Source organism: Actinophytocola glycyrrhizae (assembly GCF_042653545.1).
Taxonomy (GTDB): domain Bacteria; phylum Actinomycetota; class Actinomycetes; order Mycobacteriales; family Pseudonocardiaceae; genus Actinophytocola; species Actinophytocola glycyrrhizae.
In genome coordinates this window covers 462,439-480,269 of the sequence record NZ_JBHSIS010000002.1, presented here as the reverse complement: position 1 = coordinate 480,269, position 17,831 = coordinate 462,439, and the positions used below count along the sequence as shown (strand labels likewise).

The following is a 17,831-nucleotide window of genomic DNA, read 5'->3' as shown; positions in this document are numbered from 1 at the left end:
ACGTCGAGCGTCCCGGAAGCGTCGTCCAGGGCAGGTCGGCGGGTGGGTGCGGGCATCTCAGTCCAGGTCACGCATCGGCAGCTGCCGGAACGTGATGGTCTCGTAGGAGCCGGACACCCCGGTCTCGTACAGCACGCCGACGGTCGAGCCCGTCACCTGCACGAGGTCGGAGTAGGCGGCGGGCGCGGGGGAGACCACCAGGGTCTGCTGCCACGTCCGGCCACCGTCCGAGCTGGCCCGGATGGCGAGCGCCCTGCGGGCCGCCGGTTCGGACGGGCCGGAGAACAGCAGCAGGTCCCGTCGCACGGTCTGCAGCACGCTGCCCTGAACCTTCGGGATCGTCAACCCCGGCTGGAGCGCGTACGGCGCGGCCAGCGTGTCACCACCGTCGGTGCTGTACGCGTCGACCCGGTTGCCCGCCGCGCCCTGGTTGCGGCTGTTGAAGTACAGCCGCCCGTCCGGCAGTTGCGCGACGGTCGTCTCGTTCGCCGCGATGCCGGTGTCGGTGCGCTCCTCGGTGAACCCGATCCGCCAGGTGCGGCCACCGTCGTCGCTGATCAGGTCGTGGCCGCCGTAGTATTTCGCCTCGTTGCCGACGTCCGGCGAACCGGCCGGGGGAGCGGCGGAGTGGTTGGCCGGCACCACGATCCGGCCGTCGCGCAGCTGGATCGCGTGCCCGGGGCCGGTCGCGTACCAGCGCCAGTCCGCCTTCTTCGCGACGTCGGTGATCTCCTTCTCCGGCGACCACGTCCGGCCGTTGTCCCGGCTGCGCTGCACGAAGACCCGGCGGCTGTCCTCGGGGGACACCGTGCCGGACATGATCTCCCGCTCGGTGACCCGCCCGTTGCGGGTGGTCAGCAGCACCACGTCACCGCCGCGCAGCACGACCGGCGCCGGGTTGCCCGCCGTCGCGTCGCCGTTGTCCGACACCACGGTCATCGGCCCCCACGTGCAGCCGCCGTCGGTGGACCTGCGCTGCACCACCCGGATCGCGCCGGTGTCACCGGCGGACTCCACGCGGCCCTCGGCGAACGCGAGCAGTGTGCCGTCCCTCGCCTCGACCACGGCCGGGATGCGGAACGTGTGGTAGCCCTCGGTGCCGGACACGAACGGCACCGACGTGCACGCGCCGTCCGTGCCCTTCAGCTTGTCCAGCGGCAGCCGCAGCACCTGACCGGCGGGGACGTCCGCGTTGGACGTGCGGACCGAGTCCAGCTCGGCAGTCGACAGCGCACGCCGGTACAGGCGCGGCTCGTCGAGCGTGCCGTCGAAGCGCTGCTGGTAGTCCTGCCGTTCACCGAGGTGGATCTGGAACGCGACCCGCTCGCTGAGCGAACCGGCGACGGCGGTCGCCGATGCGGCCTCGGTACCGTCGACAACCAGTCGCAGCCTGCCCTCCGCGCGCTGCAGGGCCACGTGGTGCCACTGGTTGTCGTTGTAGGCCGACGTGGTGGTGATCCGCGTGGTGCCCTTCGGCGTGGTCATCAGCGCGACCAGGCGGTTGTCCGCGGGTTCCGCGCGCAGCCACAGCTGCGGTGCGGTCGAGCCCATGCCGCCGAGCCACAGGAGTGCCTGCTGGCCCGCGGTCGCGCCGTAGCGGAACCACGTGGTGAAGGTGAGGTCGCCGTCACCGGGCAGCTGCGCGCTGTCGTACGGGACGCGCAGGTAGTCGTCGACACCGTCGAGCTCCATGCCGCCGCCGAACTTCCCGGCCGCGAGCGTGGCCCCGCCCAGCGCGTGGGCGTCGGCTTTCGAGCGGGACGTGTCGGGTGTGGTCGGGCCGACCGGTTCGCGGCCGCCGAGGTGGTCCTCGGTGAAGCTCGCGAAGCGGATCTCGTCACGCGCGTCGACCGGGCCGCCCTCGTACAGCAGGCCGATGCGCGCGTTGCGTTCCCTGGTCCCGCTGATCTGCACCAGGTCCGAGTAGCCGGACCAGTCGGAGGTGATCCGGGTGCCCTGCTCCGCGCTGTCCCAGCTGCGGCCACCGTCCCACGACGAGCGGACCATCATCCAGCGGCGCCGGTCGGTGTCCGACGGCGCGGAGAACAGCGTGCGGTCCGCACCGGGGCGGTCGAGGTGCAGCACCGCGCCCTGCACGATCGGCGTCACCAGGTCGGGGATCGGCGTCCACGGGGTGCTGAAGGTCTTCCCGCCGTCGCGGCTGATCGCGTAGGAACGGTTGCCGACCGAGGTGCCGCCCTGGTCGCGGGCGTTCGCGTACACCGAGCCGTCGGCCAGTTCGGTGACCGTGATCTCCTGCGGCTTCTGGGGATACGTGCCACCGGGTGGGAACTCCGTGCGCCCCACCGCGCCGACGTGCCAGGTGCGGCCGTGGTCGTCGCTGTACACGAGCGCGCCGTCGTTGGCGTAGGCCTGGGTGCCGTTGCTGACCTCACCGCTGATGCCGAACACGAGCCGGCCCGCGTGGCGGCCCTTCGTGAGCTGGATGCCGTGCACCGGACCGGTCGCGAGCCACCAGTCCCACTCCGGCTTCTTCACCTGGTCGCTGATGTCGACCGGGGTGGACCAGGTGGCGCCGTCGTCGTCGCTGTACTGCAGGTGCGGGGTGCGTTCGCACGGGGTGGCGCAGGGCCCGGCGTCGTCGCGGCCCTCGTTGTACGTGGTGAAAAGGAAGATCCGGCCGGTGACCCGGTCGACGATCGGCACGGGGTTGCCGTGCGTGTCGCCGCCGCCGGAGTCGACCAGCTGCAGCGGTGCCCAGGTTCGGCCACCGTCGGTGCTGCGCTTGAGCACCATGTCGATGTCGCCGGTGTCACCGCAGTTGTCGACGCGGCCCTCGGCGAACGCCAGCAGCGTGCCCTTCCTGGACTTGACGACCGCCGGGATGCGGAAGCAGGCGTAGCCCTGCTCGTTCGCGGCCTTGAACAGCGTCTGCTGCTCGAACGCCGGTGCCGGTGGCGGCGCGGGTGGTGGCTCCGCCGCGGCGGCCTGGGTCAGGCTCGCCGCGATCACGACGGATAAGAGACCGGTCAGAAGTGCTTTCACAGCTCGTCCTCTACGACTCGGGGTGAATGCAGCGATAGGTGTGGCCCGCACCGGCGGTGGCGAGTGGCGGCAGGTCGGCCGCGCACTCGTCGGTCGCCTTCCAACAGCGGGTGCGGAAGTTGCAGCCACTCGGCGGGTTCGTCGCCGACGGCACCGGTCCACTCAGGACGATCGGTTCGACGGCGTGCCGGAGGCTGGGGGTGGCGGAGAACAGCGCACGCATGTACGGGTGGTGCGTCGCGGCGGGCACCGCCGCGGCCGGTGCCTCCTCGACGATCCGGCCCAGGTACATGGTGACGATCCGGTCGCTCATCTTGCGGACGGTCTGGATGTCGTGCGACACGAACACCATCGCGAGACCCAGGCGCTCCCGCAGGTCGATGAGCAGGTTGAGGATCTGCGCCCGCACGGACACGTCGAGCGCGGAGGTGGGTTCGTCGGCGACGAGCAGCTTCGGCCGCAACGCGAGCGCACGGGCGATCGCGACGCGTTGCCGCTGTCCGCCGGACAGCTGTCCCGGCACCGCGTCCGCGACGCTGTCGGGCAGGCCGACCAGCGACATCAGCTCCCGGACCCGGTCGTCGCGTTCCTCCGGGGTGCCCTCGGAGTGCACGTCGAGCGGGTCGCGGATGACCCGCGCGACCGACAGGCGCCGGTTGAGCGCGGTCGTCGGATCCTGGAACACCATGCCGACGTTGCGGCCGAACCGTTGCGCCCGCTGGTCGGCGGTCATGTCCCACAGCGACTCACCTTCGTACCGGACGGTGCCCTCGGTGGGTTTCCGCAGGCCGACGACCACCTTGGCCAACGTGGACTTGCCGCACCCGGACTCGCCGACCACGCCGACGGTCTCGCCAACCTCGAGGGTCAGGTGCGCGTCGGTGAGCGCGTACACGTTGGCGTGCCCGAACAGCCGTCGCGACCTGATCCGGTGCACGACGTGGACACCGTCGAGCTCAAGCAGGCTCATGACTCACCACCAGGTCCTCCGCGGGGAAGTGGCACGCGGTCAGGTGCGCGCCCTCGCCCACCACCGGCGGGCGTTCGGTCCGGCACACCGCGCGTGCCGCGGGACACCGGTCGGAGAACCGGCAACCGGGCGCGAAGTCGGCAGGGGAGGGCACGACCCCCTTGATCTGGGTGAGCCTGGACTCGTTCTCCTCCAGCGACAGCACCGCGGACAGCAGCCCGCGCGTGTAGTGGTGCCGTGGCGAACCGACGACCTGCGCGATGGCCCCGGTCTCGGCGACCTGCCCGCCGTACATGACCACCACGCGATCGGCCACCTCGGACACGAGCGCCAGGTCGTGCGACACGAGGATGAGCGCGAACCCCAGCTCTTCCTGCAACCGCAGCAGGAGCTTCATGATCTGTGCCTGCACGGTCACGTCGAGCGCGGTGGTCGGCTCGTCGGCGACGATCAGCCTGGGGCCACGGGACAGCGCCATCGCGATCAGCACGCGCTGCCGCTGCCCGCCGGACAGCTCGTGCGGATAGGACCGCAGCGTGCGCTCCGGGTCCAGGTTCACCAGCTCGAGGAGTTCCGCCGGGGTGCGGGTCCCGCCCCGCCGGGTGAACTGCTTGAGCTGCGAGCGGATCGTCATCGCCGGGTTCAGCGAGCTGAGCGCGTCCTGGTAGATCATCGCGAGGTCCTGGCCGAGGTGCCTGCGCCGCTGCCCGGGGCTCAGCGCGAGCAGGTCCCGCCGCGCGAACCGGATCTGCCCTTCCACCCGGGCGGTGTCCGGCAGCAGGCCCATCACCGCGAGCGACGTGATCGTCTTGCCGCAGCCGGACTCGCCGATCAGCCCGAGCACCTCGCCGGACCGCACGGAGAACGACACGTCGTCGACGACCCGGGTGCCGTTGTGCCGGTCGGCGAACGAGATCGACAGGTGCTCCACGTCGAGCACGGTGTCCCGGTCACGCAGGTCCCGCGCGTGGAAGGCGAGCCGCTCACCGGCCTCCCGCAGCCCCGCGATCGGCAGCACCGGCTCGGCGCGCTCCCCGGTGTCGGAGGGTGCCTCGGCGGCCTTCTTCGCGGCCTTGCCCGCCCTGGCCCGGCGCGCCGACGGGGTGGCCCACGCGTCGGAGATGCCCTCCGACAGGACGTTCAGCGCCAGCACGGTGGTGAGGATCAGCAGGCCGGGGAACAGCGTGGCCCACCAGCCCCCGGTGAGCACCAGCTCCTTGCCCTCGGCCAGCACCGCGCCCCACGACGGGTCGGGTGGCTGGACGCCGGCGCCGATGAACGACAGCGACGCCTCGAACACGATCGCGTCGGCCACCATCACCGTGCAGAACACCAGGATCGGCGCCGCGCAGTTCACGGCGACGTGCCTGGTGAGGATGAAGAAGCGTTTCGCCCCGATGATCCGCTCGGCGTCGACGTAGTCCTCGCCGTACTGCGCGAGCACGTTCGCCCGGACCACCCTGGCCATCGAGGGCATGTACAGGAACCCGAGCGCGAGGATCAGCACGATCAGCCCCCGGCCGAACACGGCCACCAGCACCGCGGCGAGCGCGACACCGGGGAACGCCATGACCACGTCGAGCACCCGCATGATCGTCTCGCCGACGCGGCGGCTCGACGTCGCGGCGAGCGCCCCGATCAGCGCACCGGCCACCAGCGCGATCGCGATCGCGCCGAGGCCGACGGCGAGCGACCACCTGGCGCCCCAGATCAGGCGGGTGTAGATGTCGCGGCCGGACGAGTCGGTGCCGAGCCAGTGCTCGCCGCTCGGCCCGGCGACGTCGCCGCCGGTGAGGTACGGGTCGTGCGTGGCGAGCAGCGGCGCGAACACCGCGGCGAGCACCAGCAGCCCGAGCACCACCAGCGCGATCCACGACGGGACGCCGAGGCGCCGGAACGACGCGCCCTTCGACAGGCGCTCGGCCAGTCCCCGGCGCATCACGAGTGGCTCCGCAGCCGGGGGTTGGCGATCACGTAGAGGATGTCCACGATCAGGTTGACCAGCACGAAGCCGATCGCGATGGTGATCACGAAGCCCTGCACCTTCGAGGTGTCGCCGTCCTTGACGGCCTGGATCATGTTCTGGCCCAGGCCCGGCAGCGCGAACATCGTCTCGATGACGACCGCGCCGCCGAGCAGGTAGCCGACCCGCAGGCCGAGCACCGTCAGCGGGGTGACCAGCGCGTTGCGCAGCACGTTGCGGCCGACCACCACGATCGGGGGCAGGCCGCCGCCCCGTGCCGTGCGCACGTAGTCCTTGTCCAGCTCCTCCACCATGGACGTGCGGATCACGCGGGTCAGCTGAGCGGCCACGGGCATCGCGAGCGCGACCGCCGGCAGCGTCATCGAGTTGACCCAGCCCGAGAACGAGTCCTGCGGGCTGACGTAGCCGCTGGTGGGGAACAGGCCCTCACCGACGGCCAGCCACTGCACGAGCAGCAGCGCGATCCAGAACGCGGGCGCCGCGACGCCCGCGAGCGACACGATCCGGATCAGCTGGTCCGGCCACCGGTCCCGGAACACCGCCGAGGTGATGCCCAGCATCAGCGACACGACGACCGCGATGACCACACCCATCAGCGTCAGCTGCAGGGTCAGCGGCAGCGCGGTCGCGATCGTGTCCCCGACCGCCTGCTTGGTGATCACGCTGACGCCGAAGTCACCGTGCAGCAGGTCCCACACGAACCGGCCGTACTGCACCGGCCACGGGTCGAGCAGCCCGTTCTCCCTGCGGAACTGGTCGAGCTGCTCGTCCGTGGCGTTGGCGCCGTCGAAGGCCGCCAGTGCCGGGTCGACCGGCGAGAAGCGCATCACGACGAACACGAACAGCGTGACGCCCAGCACCAGCGGTACCAACGACAGGATGCGCCCGAGCAGCATCCGCAGGATGATCAAGCTCCGCTCCCCGGCTTCGCCTGGTTGAGGTTGATGCCCGGATAGCCCTGTGCGCGCACCCCCGAGAGGGTCTTCTGGTCCCACGCGGTGCCCAGCTGCGTGAACACCAGCGGGTACACCACGGCCTGGTCGGCCAGCATGTCCAGCACCTGCTTGGTGAGCGACTCGCGGTTGCCCTCGTCGGTCTCCGCCGCGGCCTCGTCGAGCAGGCCGATCAGCTTCGCCTGGTCGGGGCCCGACCACTTGGCGTACTTGGGCACGACGCCCGCGCCCGCGTAGTAGTAGCGGATCAGCAGGTCCGGGTCGTTGCCGAACTGCTCGGCGTTCTGCGTGGTGGCCACGACCTGGAAGTCGAACCCGCCGTCGAGCTTCGAGAACAGCGCCTTGGTGTCCTGCGTGTCCAACGTGGTCGTGACGCCGATGGCGTCCCAGCCCTCCTTGATCACGTTCACGCAGTCGGCGACGAGCGTGGTGTTCGTCGTGGACAGTGTGACCGACAGGTTCGTGATTCCTGCCTGGCCCAGCAGCGACTTCGCCTTGTCCGGGTCGTAGCCGAGGTCGTTGTCGGCCTCCTGCGACACCGGCAGCTTCGGGTTGATGAACGACGTGCCAGCCGTGCCCTTGCCCTTGAGGCCGACCTGGATCATCTTGTCGCGGTCGACCGCGTGGTGCAGCGCCTGGCGCACCAGCTTGTTGTCGAACGGCGCGTGCGTGGTGTTGAACATCAGCCACAGGTTGTTGCCGCCGTCGGCGAACTCGACCGTGCGGCCGTCCTTCGCGAGCTGGTCGGCGTTGGCAGGCGGGATGTTCTCCACGATCTGCGCGGCGGGCCTGGCACCGGAGATCTTGGCGACGCGCGGCGACGCCTCGACGATCGAGTTCCACAGCATGGACTTGTAGACCGCCGGGCGCGGACCGTTGTAGTCCGCGAACTGCTCGAAGCGGGTGTGCGACAGCGGTGCCTGCTCGACCACCTTGTAAGGGCCGGAACCGACGACCGTCCCGGACACCGCGGCGTCCCACTTGCCCTCGAAGACGTGTTTCGGGCAGATCTTGACCGTCTGGAGACGTTGCAGCGCATACGGGAAGGGCTGTGCCAGCACGAACTCGACGGTCTTCTCGTCGATCTTCCTGACCTCCGTGAGCCACGGGGTGAGGAACGTGCGGACGAGCACGTTCTCCTCCGGGTCCAGCGCGCGTGCGTAGGTGAACACGACGTCGTCGGCCGTGACCGGCTTGCCGTCGTGCCACTTCGCGCCGTCTCGCAGCTCGAACCTGAGCGACGTGCCGGACACGTCGGCCGGGAGTTCCTTCGCCAGCCCCGCGTACGGCTCGCGGGTGATCGGGTCGCCCTCCACAAGCGACTCGTAGCTGTGCAGGATCGCCGCCATCGAGAAGGCGGACGCGGTCTGCAGCGGATCCCACGTCTGGTTGTTGCCGTAGCCGATCACCGCGGTGATCGACTCGGCCGTGTCGCCGGTCGCGTTCGTGGAGGCTGGCCCACCACACGCGGCGAGGCTCGACGAGAACGCGGCCGCCACACCGGCGACACCGGTGAAGCGCAACATGTCGCGTCGACTGAAGGAGTGACCGGACCCTGGCGGAGTTCTGGACACCCGCACCTCCTGAACACACGTACGTCATCGGACGACATAGGACATGGGATGTCCCATGAATGGCAGAACCATAGGTCCCCCCAGCCAAGAGGTCAAGACCCGACCACACCCCCCACCCCCACCCCAACAAACCCCGCGAGTCCCCCGTTCAAAACCCGCGAGTCCCCCGTTCAGAACCCGCGAGTCTCCCGTTCGGAACCCGCGAGTCCCCGGTTCGGAACCCGCGAGTCTCCCGTTCGAGGCCGCTGAGTTGGCGGTTCGCGACCGGCGCGGCGAGGTCCGGAAGCGCGACTCGCGGGTCCTGAATGGGGAACTCGCGGGTCCCCAACGGGAGACTCGCGGGTTCCGAAGCCGGGACTCGCGGGTCCTGGACGGGGGACTCGCGCGTTGCCGCACTTATGTGTTCGGTCTGTGGGCCGGAATCGCCGTGGTGGGCGTCCTGGCCGCGGGTGCCGTCCTGGCCATGATCACGGACACGATGATCCCGGGGGCATTCGAGGACGCCCACCTGCTGATCGGCCTGATCACGGTGGCGGGCTTCCTGGTGTCGTTCGCCCTGTCCCACGCGTGAGCCAGTGCAGGGTGTGCCCGTGCCCGGCGGCGTGGGCGACCGGCTCGGAGTCGATGGTGACCAGGAACATCGCCGTACCCGGCCGCGGTGACGGGGGAGCGGTGACCGGCAGCGCTCCGGCGCCCTCGTTGGCGATCCAGTGCGCGTCCAACGAGCGGACGGTGGCTGCGAACCGGGCCCGTTCCGACGGCGAAAGGTAAGCCAGTACGGCACTGTGGAAGATCACCAGGGTGGCGTCCCGCGGTGCTTCGGCCGCCAGCGCCGCCACCCGCTCGTTGAGGTCACCGGTCACGATGCGCGGCCGCTCGGCCCGCACCACCTCGAGTGCCGCCGCCAGCCGTGCGCGGCGGTGGTCGTGCTCTGGCCAGATGAGGGTCTCGAGCCACCGCACGTCTTCAGGATCGTCGATGTCCAGAGGGTTCAGGTCGATGCCCGCACGCCACACCACCTCCGGCAGGGCCGCCGGGAACGGCACCGGCCCGGTGGTCGCGCAGTCGAGCACGACCCCGGACGTCCCGAGCACGGCCCGGTCGTCGTAGCGGTACGCATACCTGTCCGGGAACAGGCACAACCCGGCAGACGCGCCGACCTCCAGCAAGGCGAGGGGCGCAGGTAGCGCCGCGAGCAGCGGCAGGAGCACCGCGCACCGGCCCGGTTCGTTGGTCTGCGTTCGCCGAGCGAGCAAGACTTCGCTGATAGTGGGCCATTCCGCGATCAGTGCTTCCCGGAACTCCGGGTACCGTCCGGCAGGAACGCCGGTGTACCTGGCCGCGGTGAACACGAGGTTCGGCTGGCGTTTGGGTTCCGGCAGGGCGTCCAGGAGCGCGATGACCTCCCGGTCCGCCGCCACGCCGAGCGCCCACTCCTCGTAACACGGGGACTCGCCACGGGCTTCGGTCTCGGCGAAGCGACGGAACCGGTCGGCTGTCGGCACCTGACAAGTCTCGCACCCGCTCAGTCGCGAACGCACCAAACGCCGTCCCGCCGCACGATGATCATGCGTCCGGTGGGCTTGCCGCCGATCGTCAGGTCCGCGTAGTACCGGTCCCGCACCGAAGCCCGTTCGAGCCTGCCCATGGTCACCGGTCTGCCGTCGGCGGCGATCTGGATCAGTCCGGGCCCGGTCCTGGCGCAGTTGAGCCGGGCGACGGTGGCGTCGTCGTGGTTGTTGACCGCCGCGAGATAGCGTTCCGCCAGCTTGCGGACCGCCGTCTCGTCATCCTGGTCGTTCATGACACGGCTGGTCCTGGTGCTCTCGGTGGACAGGGTCGCGGCGGCCGAGGTGGTGGCGCGTTCGAGTCGGGCGTTGTCGTGGCCGGGCGGAAGTGCGCTGAGGACGCCGAGCAGCGCCGCGCCCGTTGCGATGACGCCCACGGCGACGCGGCGGGACCGTGACATGTCCGGCGTCATCCGTTCCCGCAGGTCAGGTCGGCCTCGTGCTCGGTGGCACGGTCGCGGAGCCGCCGTGCCCCGTCCGTCGCGACCGAGGCCAGCCGGTCCAGGCTGTCCACGTCCGCGAAGTCCATGGTGAGGCCCGGGCCATCGCCGCCGATGTGGATCTCGGCGCTGATCCCGCCGTTGCGGTCCAGGGCCACGGTGATCTCCACCCCGGCGTGCACGCCGACACTCGCGTGCACGTGTGCCCGCTCCTCGATGTCGTTCATTCCCATGATCACGAGCGCGTCCCTTTCATTCTGGTGTCACGCCGAAGGCGGCGCTCCCTGATTGGAGCACGAAGAAATGGAAGCTTCCAAAGAGGTTCACTCGATAGGGGACATGCGCGTTGGCGTCCGCGATGCAAGACTTTGGCCTTCGAGCGCGAAGGAGTTCTGATGAGTCGGTCCAGGTCCATGCGGCGGCGCAGGCTGGCCAGGGCGTTGCGGCAGTACCGGGCGACGAGCGGGATGTCGGGTGAGGACGCGGCGAAGGCGTTGTTGTGCGGCTCCGGAACCATCTCGCGGATGGAGAACGGCGAAAGCTCTGATCCGCTGCGCGTCCGCGACGCGCTCCGGCTCTACGGCGCGCCGGAGACGCTGGTCGACGAGATGGTGGCGATCGCCATCGAGACCCGGAAGCGTGGCAAACCCGACGCGGTCCGCCGCCCCTACCAGGACGTGGTGCCCAAACGTCTCGCCGAGTACTACGAACTGGAGGACGAAGCCCAGCAGGCGTCGATGCTGGAAGGCGAGTGCGTGCCCGGCCTCATCCAGACCGAGGCGTACGCCAGGGCGCTGATCAGCACTTGGGATTCGCAGGTGCCCGACGACGAGGTCCACCGCCTGGTGTCGATCCGGATGGACCGCCAGCAGCGGTTGCTGAACGACCATCCGCTGAAGCTGCGTGTGCTGCTCGGCGAGGCCGCGCTGCTCACTGAGATCGGCGGTCCGGACGTGCTGCGAGCACAGCTCAATCAGCTGGCGACGCTCGCCGACGAGGTGCCGACCGTGCGGGTCCGGGTGCTCCCGTTCACGGCGGGTGCGCGTCCGGCCCTGGGGCGCAACTTCACGATCCTGAGCTTCCCGGACGATGCTGACCCGGACGTGATCTTCGCCGAGAGCGTCACCTACTTCGTGCTGGAGGACGAAACCAGCGAGGTCGAGAAGTTCCAGGCCGCCTACAATCAGTTGTGGGACATGGCCGTGGACGAGATTCGGTCGGTGAAGCTGATCGAGGAGGCCGCGTCCCGGATCGGGTGATGACCACCGCGGGAGGGCGGCACGATGGTGAACGTCGACTTGGCCGGGGCGTTATGGCGCACGAGCACCTACACCCAGGGCAACGGAGCCTGCGTGGAGGTGGCGCTCACGCCGTCCGTCGCCGGAATCCGTGACTCCAAGCAGCCCGACGGGGGTGTCGTACTCGCCGGGTTCCCGGCCTGGGACGCGTTCCGCCGTGCCGTCAAGGGTGCGGAACTCGACCCGCGGTAGGGCAGCGGTTCAGTCGTCCTCGTACTCGTCGTCGCCGATCACCTGGGGCGCGGTCAGCTCGTCGCTGCCGAACAGACCCTCGGCGTCGGTCTCGATGAGAACCTTGCGCTTGTACTCGTCGTCCTCGTCGCCTTTGCCCCGTCCCGCGCCCATGGGCGCACCACCCATGGGGCCCGCCGCCGCACCGCCACGTGCGGCCGCGGCCGCGGCGGCCCGCCGCGCGGCGGCTTCCTCAGCGGCGATCGCCCCGGTCCCCGCCCCCGGACCGGGGACGCCACCACGTGCGCCGGCGCCAGGACCGGCGTTGCCACCCGCGCCGCCGCCGTACGCGCCGCCCCGCGCTCCGGGACCGTAGGTGCCACCGCGTGCTTCCGGGCCGCCCGGTGCGCCGCCGGTGAAACCACCACCGGGAAGCCCAGGAACGAACCCGGCCTGCCCGGGAGCGGGTGCCGGGTGGAACGCGGCAGGCGGTGGCCCGCCAGGGGTGTTGATCGCGGGTGGCACGTAGTCGCTGGGGGTGGTCTGCTGGGGCGGCAGGGACGGGTTCGGTACGGGCCCACTGACGGGCGGCCCACTGACCGGTGGGCCACTGACCGGCGAGCCGCCGGGCCAGCCGGAGCCGTTGTACGGTCCGGACTCACTGCCGTTCCCCGGCTCCTCGTGCTCGCGCACCTCGATGAAGTCGCCGGTCGCGGCGGACCGGCCGTCGTCCGAGGTCACGCTGATGGTGCCGCCGGCGTGGTTGACGGTCGAGTACTCGGCGGGCATGTTCGTCTGGTTGTACTCGCTGGCGCCGTCGTAGCCGCGGTAGATCTCCATGTTGTGGTGCGCGTCGGCCTGGTAGGCCTTGACCTCGGCCTCGTAGTCGGTGAACACCACCATCGGGTCGTTGAGGTCCATGCCCGGAGGCTCCTCCGGCACCGGCGTGACACTGTTCGCCGCCCGGTGGAAAGAGCCGCTCTGCCGGTCGAGCAGGTCCTCGGCGCGGCTCAGCAGGGCGGCGCCTTCCAAAGCGGACTCGGCGAGCGGCTGAGCCGCCCCGAACGCACCGTCGCTGGCCGCGCCCTGCCAGCCGCTGCGGATCAGTTCGCCCTGCTTGCGGATCAAGTGGGCACGTTCGTCCTCGGCTTCCCACTCGGTGCGCGTCGCCGCCTGCGCGTCGTCGAGCGCCCCGGTGCCACGTCCGGTCGCGAAGTACTCATAGATGGCGTGCGGTGACATCGAGTGATTGACCCACTTGCCCACGACTACGCCCCTGCCTTCATTGTCTGCAACGCCATCCCGGCAACCTGAACGGCGACTTCACAAGGGTCTTTCTTCCCAACATTGGCCTGCGACAACTGCAGGTTAGAGGCGAATACCATGTCATCGGCCACGCCGACGAGCACAGAGCAGTCGCCGAGTTCGCGGGTGTCCGAGAGTGATCTGATGATTGCAGGATAGCCTTCGATATCGGGCAGTTCTTCGAATATCTTCCATTTTCCGGCCTCGTTGGCCTCATATTCTGGACTCAGGCCACGCGGATCGTCGACAATAAAAGCGATGGTGACCTCGCCGCGCGTTTCTTCGTTGAACCAGTCGCAGCCAATTCCGAGGGCGACATCATTATTGATGGTGCCGGTAGGAGGGAGGTTAAGAGACTGAGCTTGGTCCGCGGTGAGGGATTGGCACGGGTCCTGTTCGTAGCGAGACGTGTCAAGTGGATTGTCGACCTTGGGGGCACCGGCGAACGGCAGCTCTTCGTCGCCGCCGTTGCCGGTGGTGTTAGGTGCAGAGGTTGATGTCGGGGCCTCGGCGGTGGCGGCCCGCGGTTCGCCTTCACTTATTTGTGTGCAGGCCGAGACCAGTGCGAGCCCGAGCAGACCCGTCGCGAGTAGTGATCGTCGCACGAGCATGCCTCACACCCCGTCCTGGGGGCCGTGCTGGCCCGTGTTGTTGATATCGGTGACGTTGTTGTGTTCGACCCCGAGATAGTCGTCGAGCGCATCCTGGAACAACTGGGCTTGCTGCAAACAATAGCGCCGATTGTGTTCGAGGTAGTCTTTATAGGATTCGCCGGATCGGTTGGCGGCGGCCGCGTGGAGCTTGCTGGCCATATCTTCGGCTGGTGGTTGTACTCGCGTCATGAATTCGGCGTTACGGAACGACGTGCGGTAGCTGTTGGCGAGGTCGAGCCAGTTGTCCTTGATGGTGCGCAGCTCGGACTCGGTGTAGGTGAAGCTGCCGCCGGTCACCTTGCCTTCGGTGGTGCCGGTACCGAACATGTCCGACAGTTGCGCGTTGATCCTGTCGTGATGTGCCTGGCCGTCCATCCCCGTGTGTTCCCCCTGGCTGTGCGAACGCTCGGTAGCCGAGCATACGACACCCGTGTTCGGCCCGTGGGCGGATCAGGGTGTTTCAGGCGTGCATTGACGGTGTCCGCGGGACCTGCCTAACGTAGCCGGGCACCCCTGGGAGGACGCGATGAGGCGTCGATTCACTGTAATGGCGGCGGTTGTCGCCTGTCTCGCCACCGGCACCGTCGTGGCCGACGGCTCGACTGGCAGGCACGGGCTGCGGATCGAGTCGTTGTCCGGGCCTGCGCGGTACGTCAGCGGCGGCGCCGCCAGGGTGCGGGTGGTGGTGCCGAAGTCGGTGCCGCTCGACGCCGCTTCCGTGCGGGTCGACGGGGTCGACGTCACCGACGACTTCGTGCCGGACGACCAGGTGCCGCACGCGCTCGAAGGGGTCCTGCGCGGGTTGCCGGTCGGGGCCAGCACGGTCACGGCCACCGCTGACCGGCGGGCGCGGGCCAGCCTGCGGCTGGTGAACCACCCGGTGGCCGGGCCGATGTTCTCCGGGCAGCAGCAGCCCGACTTCTTCTGCTCGACCCCCGCGCACCTCGCCGGGTTCGACCTCGCCGGGCCGTTCCTCGACGACGACTGCTCCCTCGACACCCGGGTCGGCCACTACTACCGCACCACCGCGAACACCTGGCAGCCCTACGACGCGACCGCACCCCGGCCATCGGACATGAGCACCACGCCGTCGGGCACCGACTTCGTGATCCGGTGGGAGCGCGGAACGATCAACCGGTTCGTCTACTCGATCGCCGTGCTCGATCCCGGGGTCACGGGGCCGGCGAACCTGCCGCACTGGAACCGCAAGCTGATCTACTACTTCGGTGGTGGCGTCGCGGTCGGGCACTACCAGGGGTCGAACAACCAGAGTGAGTCCCGGTACGTGCACGGGCTGGCACAGGGGTACGCGATCGCGTGGTCCACCGGTACGAAGACCAGCACGCACTACAACCTGGTGCTGGGCGGCGAGACCGCGATGATGGTCAAGTCGCGGTTCGTCACCGAGTACGGCGACCCGGTGTACACGGTCGGGCTCGGCGGTTCCGGTGGCGGGATCCAGCAGTACGTGTACGGCCAGAACCACCACGGCCTGCTCGACGGTGCGATCCCGCAGTACTCCTACCCGGACATGGTCACCCAGACCATCCACGTCGGCGACTGTGAGCTGCTGGAACGCTGGATGGACCAGAAGGTCCTCGCCGACCCCACGTCGAAGTGGCGGCAGTGGACCAACCGGACCCTCCTCGAGGGTCTGTCCACATCGGACACGGTGGCCAACCCGTATGCGCAGCTCACGCCGTGGCTCGCGACGCCGGGGTCGAGTGAGTGCATCAACGGGTGGCGTGGCCTGTCGCCGCTCGCGCTGAACCCGAAGTACGGCACCGCGCCGGGGATCACGCCCGAGCAGCAGGCCGCGGTCGAGTGGACGCACTGGAACGACGCGGTGAACGTGTACGGCCGCGACCCGCAGACCGGCTACGCGCGGTCGACGTGGGACAACGTCGGCGTCCAGTACGGGCTGAAAGCCCTGGTGGACGGGAACATCACACCGGCAGAGTTCCTCGACCTGAACGCGGACGCCGGCGGGTGGAAACAGCCGGAGGACGCGGTGCAGGAGGGCTGTCCGTTCGTCACGCAGGCCTGTCCGTCCGATGTGGACGTGTGGAGCGTGCGAAACGTCAACCCGCCGGGGCCGGACGGGGTGCGGCCGCGCACCGAGGGCGACGTCGAGGCCATGCGTGCCGCCTACCGCTCCGGCCTCGTGTTCGATGGGAAGATCGACATCCCGGTCATCGACTGGCGGCACTACCTCGACGCCGAGCTGGACATGCACAACGCGCGGCAGTCCTTCGCGTCGCGGCAGCGCATGCTCGACGCGAAGGGGCACGCGGCGAACCAGGTCGTGTGGTTCACCGACGCCCGCCCGGCAGCCGCGTTCGAGCAGACCCCGATGGCGCTGGCCGTCATGGACGAGTGGCTGACGAACCTGCGGGACCACCCCGCGCGCGGGGTGGTCGGCAACAAGCCGGCCGCCGCCGTCGACAGCTGCTTCGCCACCGACGGCACACTGCGGTACCGGGGGAAGGACGCGTGGCGCGGCATCCTCGACCGCGGCCCGGCGGGCCCGTGCACACAGCGGTTCCCGATCCACGGCACGTCCCGCACGGTCGCGGGCGCGCCGTTCGACGGGCAGCACTACAAGTGCGCGCTGCAGCCGGTCGGCAAGGCGATCGCCCGCGGCGTGTACGGGTCGTGGCGGCCCATCCGAGCGGAACGGACCCGGCTGGAGCAGATCTTCCCGACCGGCGTGTGCGACTACCGCAGACCCGACGTCGGCCGCCCCCGCTAGTCGCGGTGTACCTGGAACGGGCCTGTGGACTGCGCGACCGGCATCAGTTCCACGGTGTTCACGTTGACGTGCGGCGGTTGCCCGGCGACCCAGTGCACGGTCGCCGCGATGTCGTCGGCGCTCAGCGCCCGCACGCCGTCGTACACCGCGGCGGCCCGCTCGCGGTCGCCGGCGAAGCGCACGAGGGAGAACTCGGTGCCCTCGCACATGCCCGGCTCCACGCACGTGACCCGCACGCCGGTGCCGTGCAGGTCACTGCGCAGGTTCATGCTGAACCGGCGCGCGATCGCCGCGCCGAAGCCACTGCTGGCGCCGGTCACGAACACGGCCGGGCTCATCGGAGCGCCGCCAGCAGCGTCTCGAGCGCCGCGCCGAACTCGGCGGGGCGTTCCAGGTTCGGCAGGTGTGCGGCGCCGTCCAGGACCACCAGCGTCGAACCGGGGATACGGTCGTGCAGGTACCGGGCGTCGGTCACCGGGGTGAACTCGTCGTGGCTGCCGACGACCACCAGCGTGGGCACGGTGACCTTCCCGAGCACGGGCGTGTAGTCGGGACGTTGCGCCCGGCCCCGCAAGGCCGCCGCCGCGCCGTCGGGTGGGGCCGCGCGCATCATCCGCGACACGTGCTCGGCCGCCTCGGTGTTGTGCGGTGCCACCATCTTCCACAGCACCTCGGCCGCGTACCCGGCCATCCCCTCGCGCAGCAGACGATCCGCCATGTCGTTGCGGCTCCCGCGTCCTTCCGGTGTCTCGGCCTGCGCGAACGTGTCCGCGAGGACCAGCCCGCGGATCCGGCCGGGGAACTGCCGCACGCACTCGAGCACGATCTGCCCGCCCATGGACAACCCGCCGAGGACGAACCGTTCGACGCCCAGGTGGTCGGCGAGCCCGACGATGTCCTCGGCGAACGTCGACAGCGGTGTCACCCCCGGCACGACGGTCGACTCGCCGTAGCCACGCAGGTCGGCGGCGATCACCCGCCAGCCGAGCGACCGGGCGTGCTCGACCTGCGGGCGCCACATGGACCGGTCGAAGGGGTGGCCGTGCACGAGGACGAGGACGTCGTCGGTGCCGTGGTCGCCCTCGTCGTCGTACCCGATGGTGATGCCGTTGATGGCCGCGGTGCTCATGCAGGTGCTCCTCCCTTGCCGCTCCGAC

General features: G+C 69.8%; 17 protein-coding genes. 4 read left to right on the top strand and 13 right to left on the bottom strand.

Features of this window, described 5'->3' with window-relative positions; translation table 11 throughout:
- Positions 1–57: 57 nt before the first annotated feature.
- Genes ACFPCV_RS02220 through ACFPCV_RS02200 form a run of 5 tightly spaced genes read right to left on the bottom strand, consistent with a single transcriptional unit; the run spans position 58 to position 8,439 of the window.
- Positions 58–3,006: an exo-alpha-sialidase gene (locus ACFPCV_RS02220; RefSeq protein WP_378053900.1), complete on the bottom strand. Its 2,949-nt coding sequence runs from the start codon at positions 3,004–3,006 to the stop codon at positions 58–60.
- Between the two features lie 10 nt (positions 3,007–3,016).
- Complete coding sequence (locus ACFPCV_RS02215) at positions 3,017–3,976, bottom strand: oligopeptide/dipeptide ABC transporter ATP-binding protein (protein ID WP_378053898.1); 960 nt, start codon at positions 3,974–3,976, stop codon at positions 3,017–3,019.
- Positions 3,963–5,915: a dipeptide/oligopeptide/nickel ABC transporter permease/ATP-binding protein gene (locus ACFPCV_RS02210; RefSeq protein ID WP_378053896.1), complete on the bottom strand. Its 1,953-nt coding sequence runs from the start codon at positions 5,913–5,915 to the stop codon at positions 3,963–3,965. Before ACFPCV_RS02210 ends, ACFPCV_RS02215 begins: the two co-directional genes overlap by 14 nt.
- Complete coding sequence (locus ACFPCV_RS02205) at positions 5,915–6,871, bottom strand: ABC transporter permease (protein ID WP_378053894.1); 957 nt, start codon at positions 6,869–6,871, stop codon at positions 5,915–5,917. Before ACFPCV_RS02205 ends, ACFPCV_RS02210 begins: the two co-directional genes overlap by 1 nt.
- Positions 6,868–8,439, bottom strand: coding sequence for an ABC transporter substrate-binding protein (locus ACFPCV_RS02200; protein WP_378053892.1), 1,572 nt, complete (start codon positions 8,437–8,439; stop codon positions 6,868–6,870). The genes ACFPCV_RS02205 and ACFPCV_RS02200 overlap by 4 nt, the downstream gene beginning before the upstream one ends.
- Positions 8,440–8,914: 475 nt before the next feature.
- On the opposite strand from ACFPCV_RS02200, the gene ACFPCV_RS02195 reads away from it, so the two are divergent.
- Positions 8,915–9,058 carry a hypothetical protein gene (locus ACFPCV_RS02195; protein ID WP_378053890.1) on the top strand — a complete coding sequence of 48 codons (144 nt, stop codon included), beginning with the start codon at positions 8,915–8,917 and terminating at the stop codon, positions 9,056–9,058.
- Here ACFPCV_RS02195 and ACFPCV_RS02190 read toward each other — a convergent pair.
- Genes ACFPCV_RS02190 through ACFPCV_RS02180 form a run of 3 tightly spaced genes read right to left on the bottom strand, consistent with a single transcriptional unit; the run spans position 9,012 to position 10,734 of the window.
- Positions 9,012–9,992, bottom strand: coding sequence for a DUF2332 domain-containing protein (locus ACFPCV_RS02190; RefSeq protein ID WP_378053888.1), 981 nt, complete (start codon positions 9,990–9,992; stop codon positions 9,012–9,014). The two genes, ACFPCV_RS02195 and ACFPCV_RS02190, sit on opposite strands and share 47 nt — an antisense overlap.
- Positions 9,993–10,012: 20 nt before the next feature.
- Entirely contained in the window at positions 10,013–10,456 is a 444-nt protein-coding gene (locus tag ACFPCV_RS02185; RefSeq protein ID WP_378053886.1) for a hypothetical protein, read from the bottom strand.
- 8 nt (positions 10,457–10,464) lie between these two features.
- Positions 10,465–10,734 carry a hypothetical protein gene (locus ACFPCV_RS02180; RefSeq protein WP_378053884.1) on the bottom strand — a complete coding sequence of 90 codons (270 nt, stop codon included), beginning with the start codon at positions 10,732–10,734 and terminating at the stop codon, positions 10,465–10,467.
- 156 nt (positions 10,735–10,890) lie between these two features.
- On the opposite strand from ACFPCV_RS02180, the gene ACFPCV_RS02175 reads away from it, so the two are divergent.
- Positions 10,891–11,754 (top strand): helix-turn-helix domain-containing protein, encoded by an 864-nt coding sequence (locus tag ACFPCV_RS02175; protein ID WP_378053882.1) that lies wholly within the window; start codon positions 10,891–10,893, stop codon positions 11,752–11,754.
- Positions 11,755–11,778: 24 nt separating this feature from the next.
- Positions 11,779–11,985, top strand: a complete 207-nt coding sequence (locus ACFPCV_RS02170; protein WP_378053880.1) for a DUF397 domain-containing protein — start codon at positions 11,779–11,781, stop codon at positions 11,983–11,985.
- A 9-nt stretch (positions 11,986–11,994) separates the two neighbouring features.
- Here ACFPCV_RS02170 and ACFPCV_RS02165 read toward each other — a convergent pair whose 3' ends face one another.
- Genes ACFPCV_RS02165 through ACFPCV_RS02155 form a run of 3 tightly spaced genes read right to left on the bottom strand, consistent with a single transcriptional unit; the run spans position 11,995 to position 14,297 of the window.
- Positions 11,995–13,206, bottom strand: coding sequence for a hypothetical protein (locus tag ACFPCV_RS02165; protein ID WP_378053878.1), 1,212 nt, complete (start codon positions 13,204–13,206; stop codon positions 11,995–11,997).
- 26 nt (positions 13,207–13,232) lie between these two features.
- Positions 13,233–13,880: a DUF3558 domain-containing protein gene (locus ACFPCV_RS02160; protein WP_378053876.1), complete on the bottom strand. Its 648-nt coding sequence runs from the start codon at positions 13,878–13,880 to the stop codon at positions 13,233–13,235.
- A 3-nt stretch (positions 13,881–13,883) separates the two neighbouring features.
- On the bottom strand, positions 13,884–14,297 hold the full coding sequence (locus tag ACFPCV_RS02155; RefSeq protein ID WP_378053874.1) for a hypothetical protein: 414 nt from the start codon (positions 14,295–14,297) through the stop codon (positions 13,884–13,886).
- Positions 14,298–14,469: 172 nt separating this feature from the next.
- Between ACFPCV_RS02155 and ACFPCV_RS02150 the strand changes: the two genes are divergently transcribed.
- Positions 14,470–16,674: a DUF6351 family protein gene (locus tag ACFPCV_RS02150; RefSeq protein ID WP_378053872.1), complete on the top strand. Its 2,205-nt coding sequence runs from the start codon at positions 14,470–14,472 to the stop codon at positions 16,672–16,674.
- Here ACFPCV_RS02150 and ACFPCV_RS02145 read toward each other — a convergent pair.
- Positions 16,671–17,012 carry a Rossmann-fold NAD(P)-binding domain-containing protein gene (locus ACFPCV_RS02145; protein WP_378053870.1) on the bottom strand — a complete coding sequence of 114 codons (342 nt, stop codon included), beginning with the start codon at positions 17,010–17,012 and terminating at the stop codon, positions 16,671–16,673. The genes ACFPCV_RS02150 and ACFPCV_RS02145 overlap by 4 nt on opposite strands.
- Positions 17,009–17,803 (bottom strand): alpha/beta fold hydrolase, encoded by a 795-nt coding sequence (locus tag ACFPCV_RS02140; protein WP_378053868.1) that lies wholly within the window; start codon positions 17,801–17,803, stop codon positions 17,009–17,011. Before ACFPCV_RS02140 ends, ACFPCV_RS02145 begins: the two co-directional genes overlap by 4 nt.
- Between the last annotated feature and the right edge of the window lie 28 nt (positions 17,804–17,831).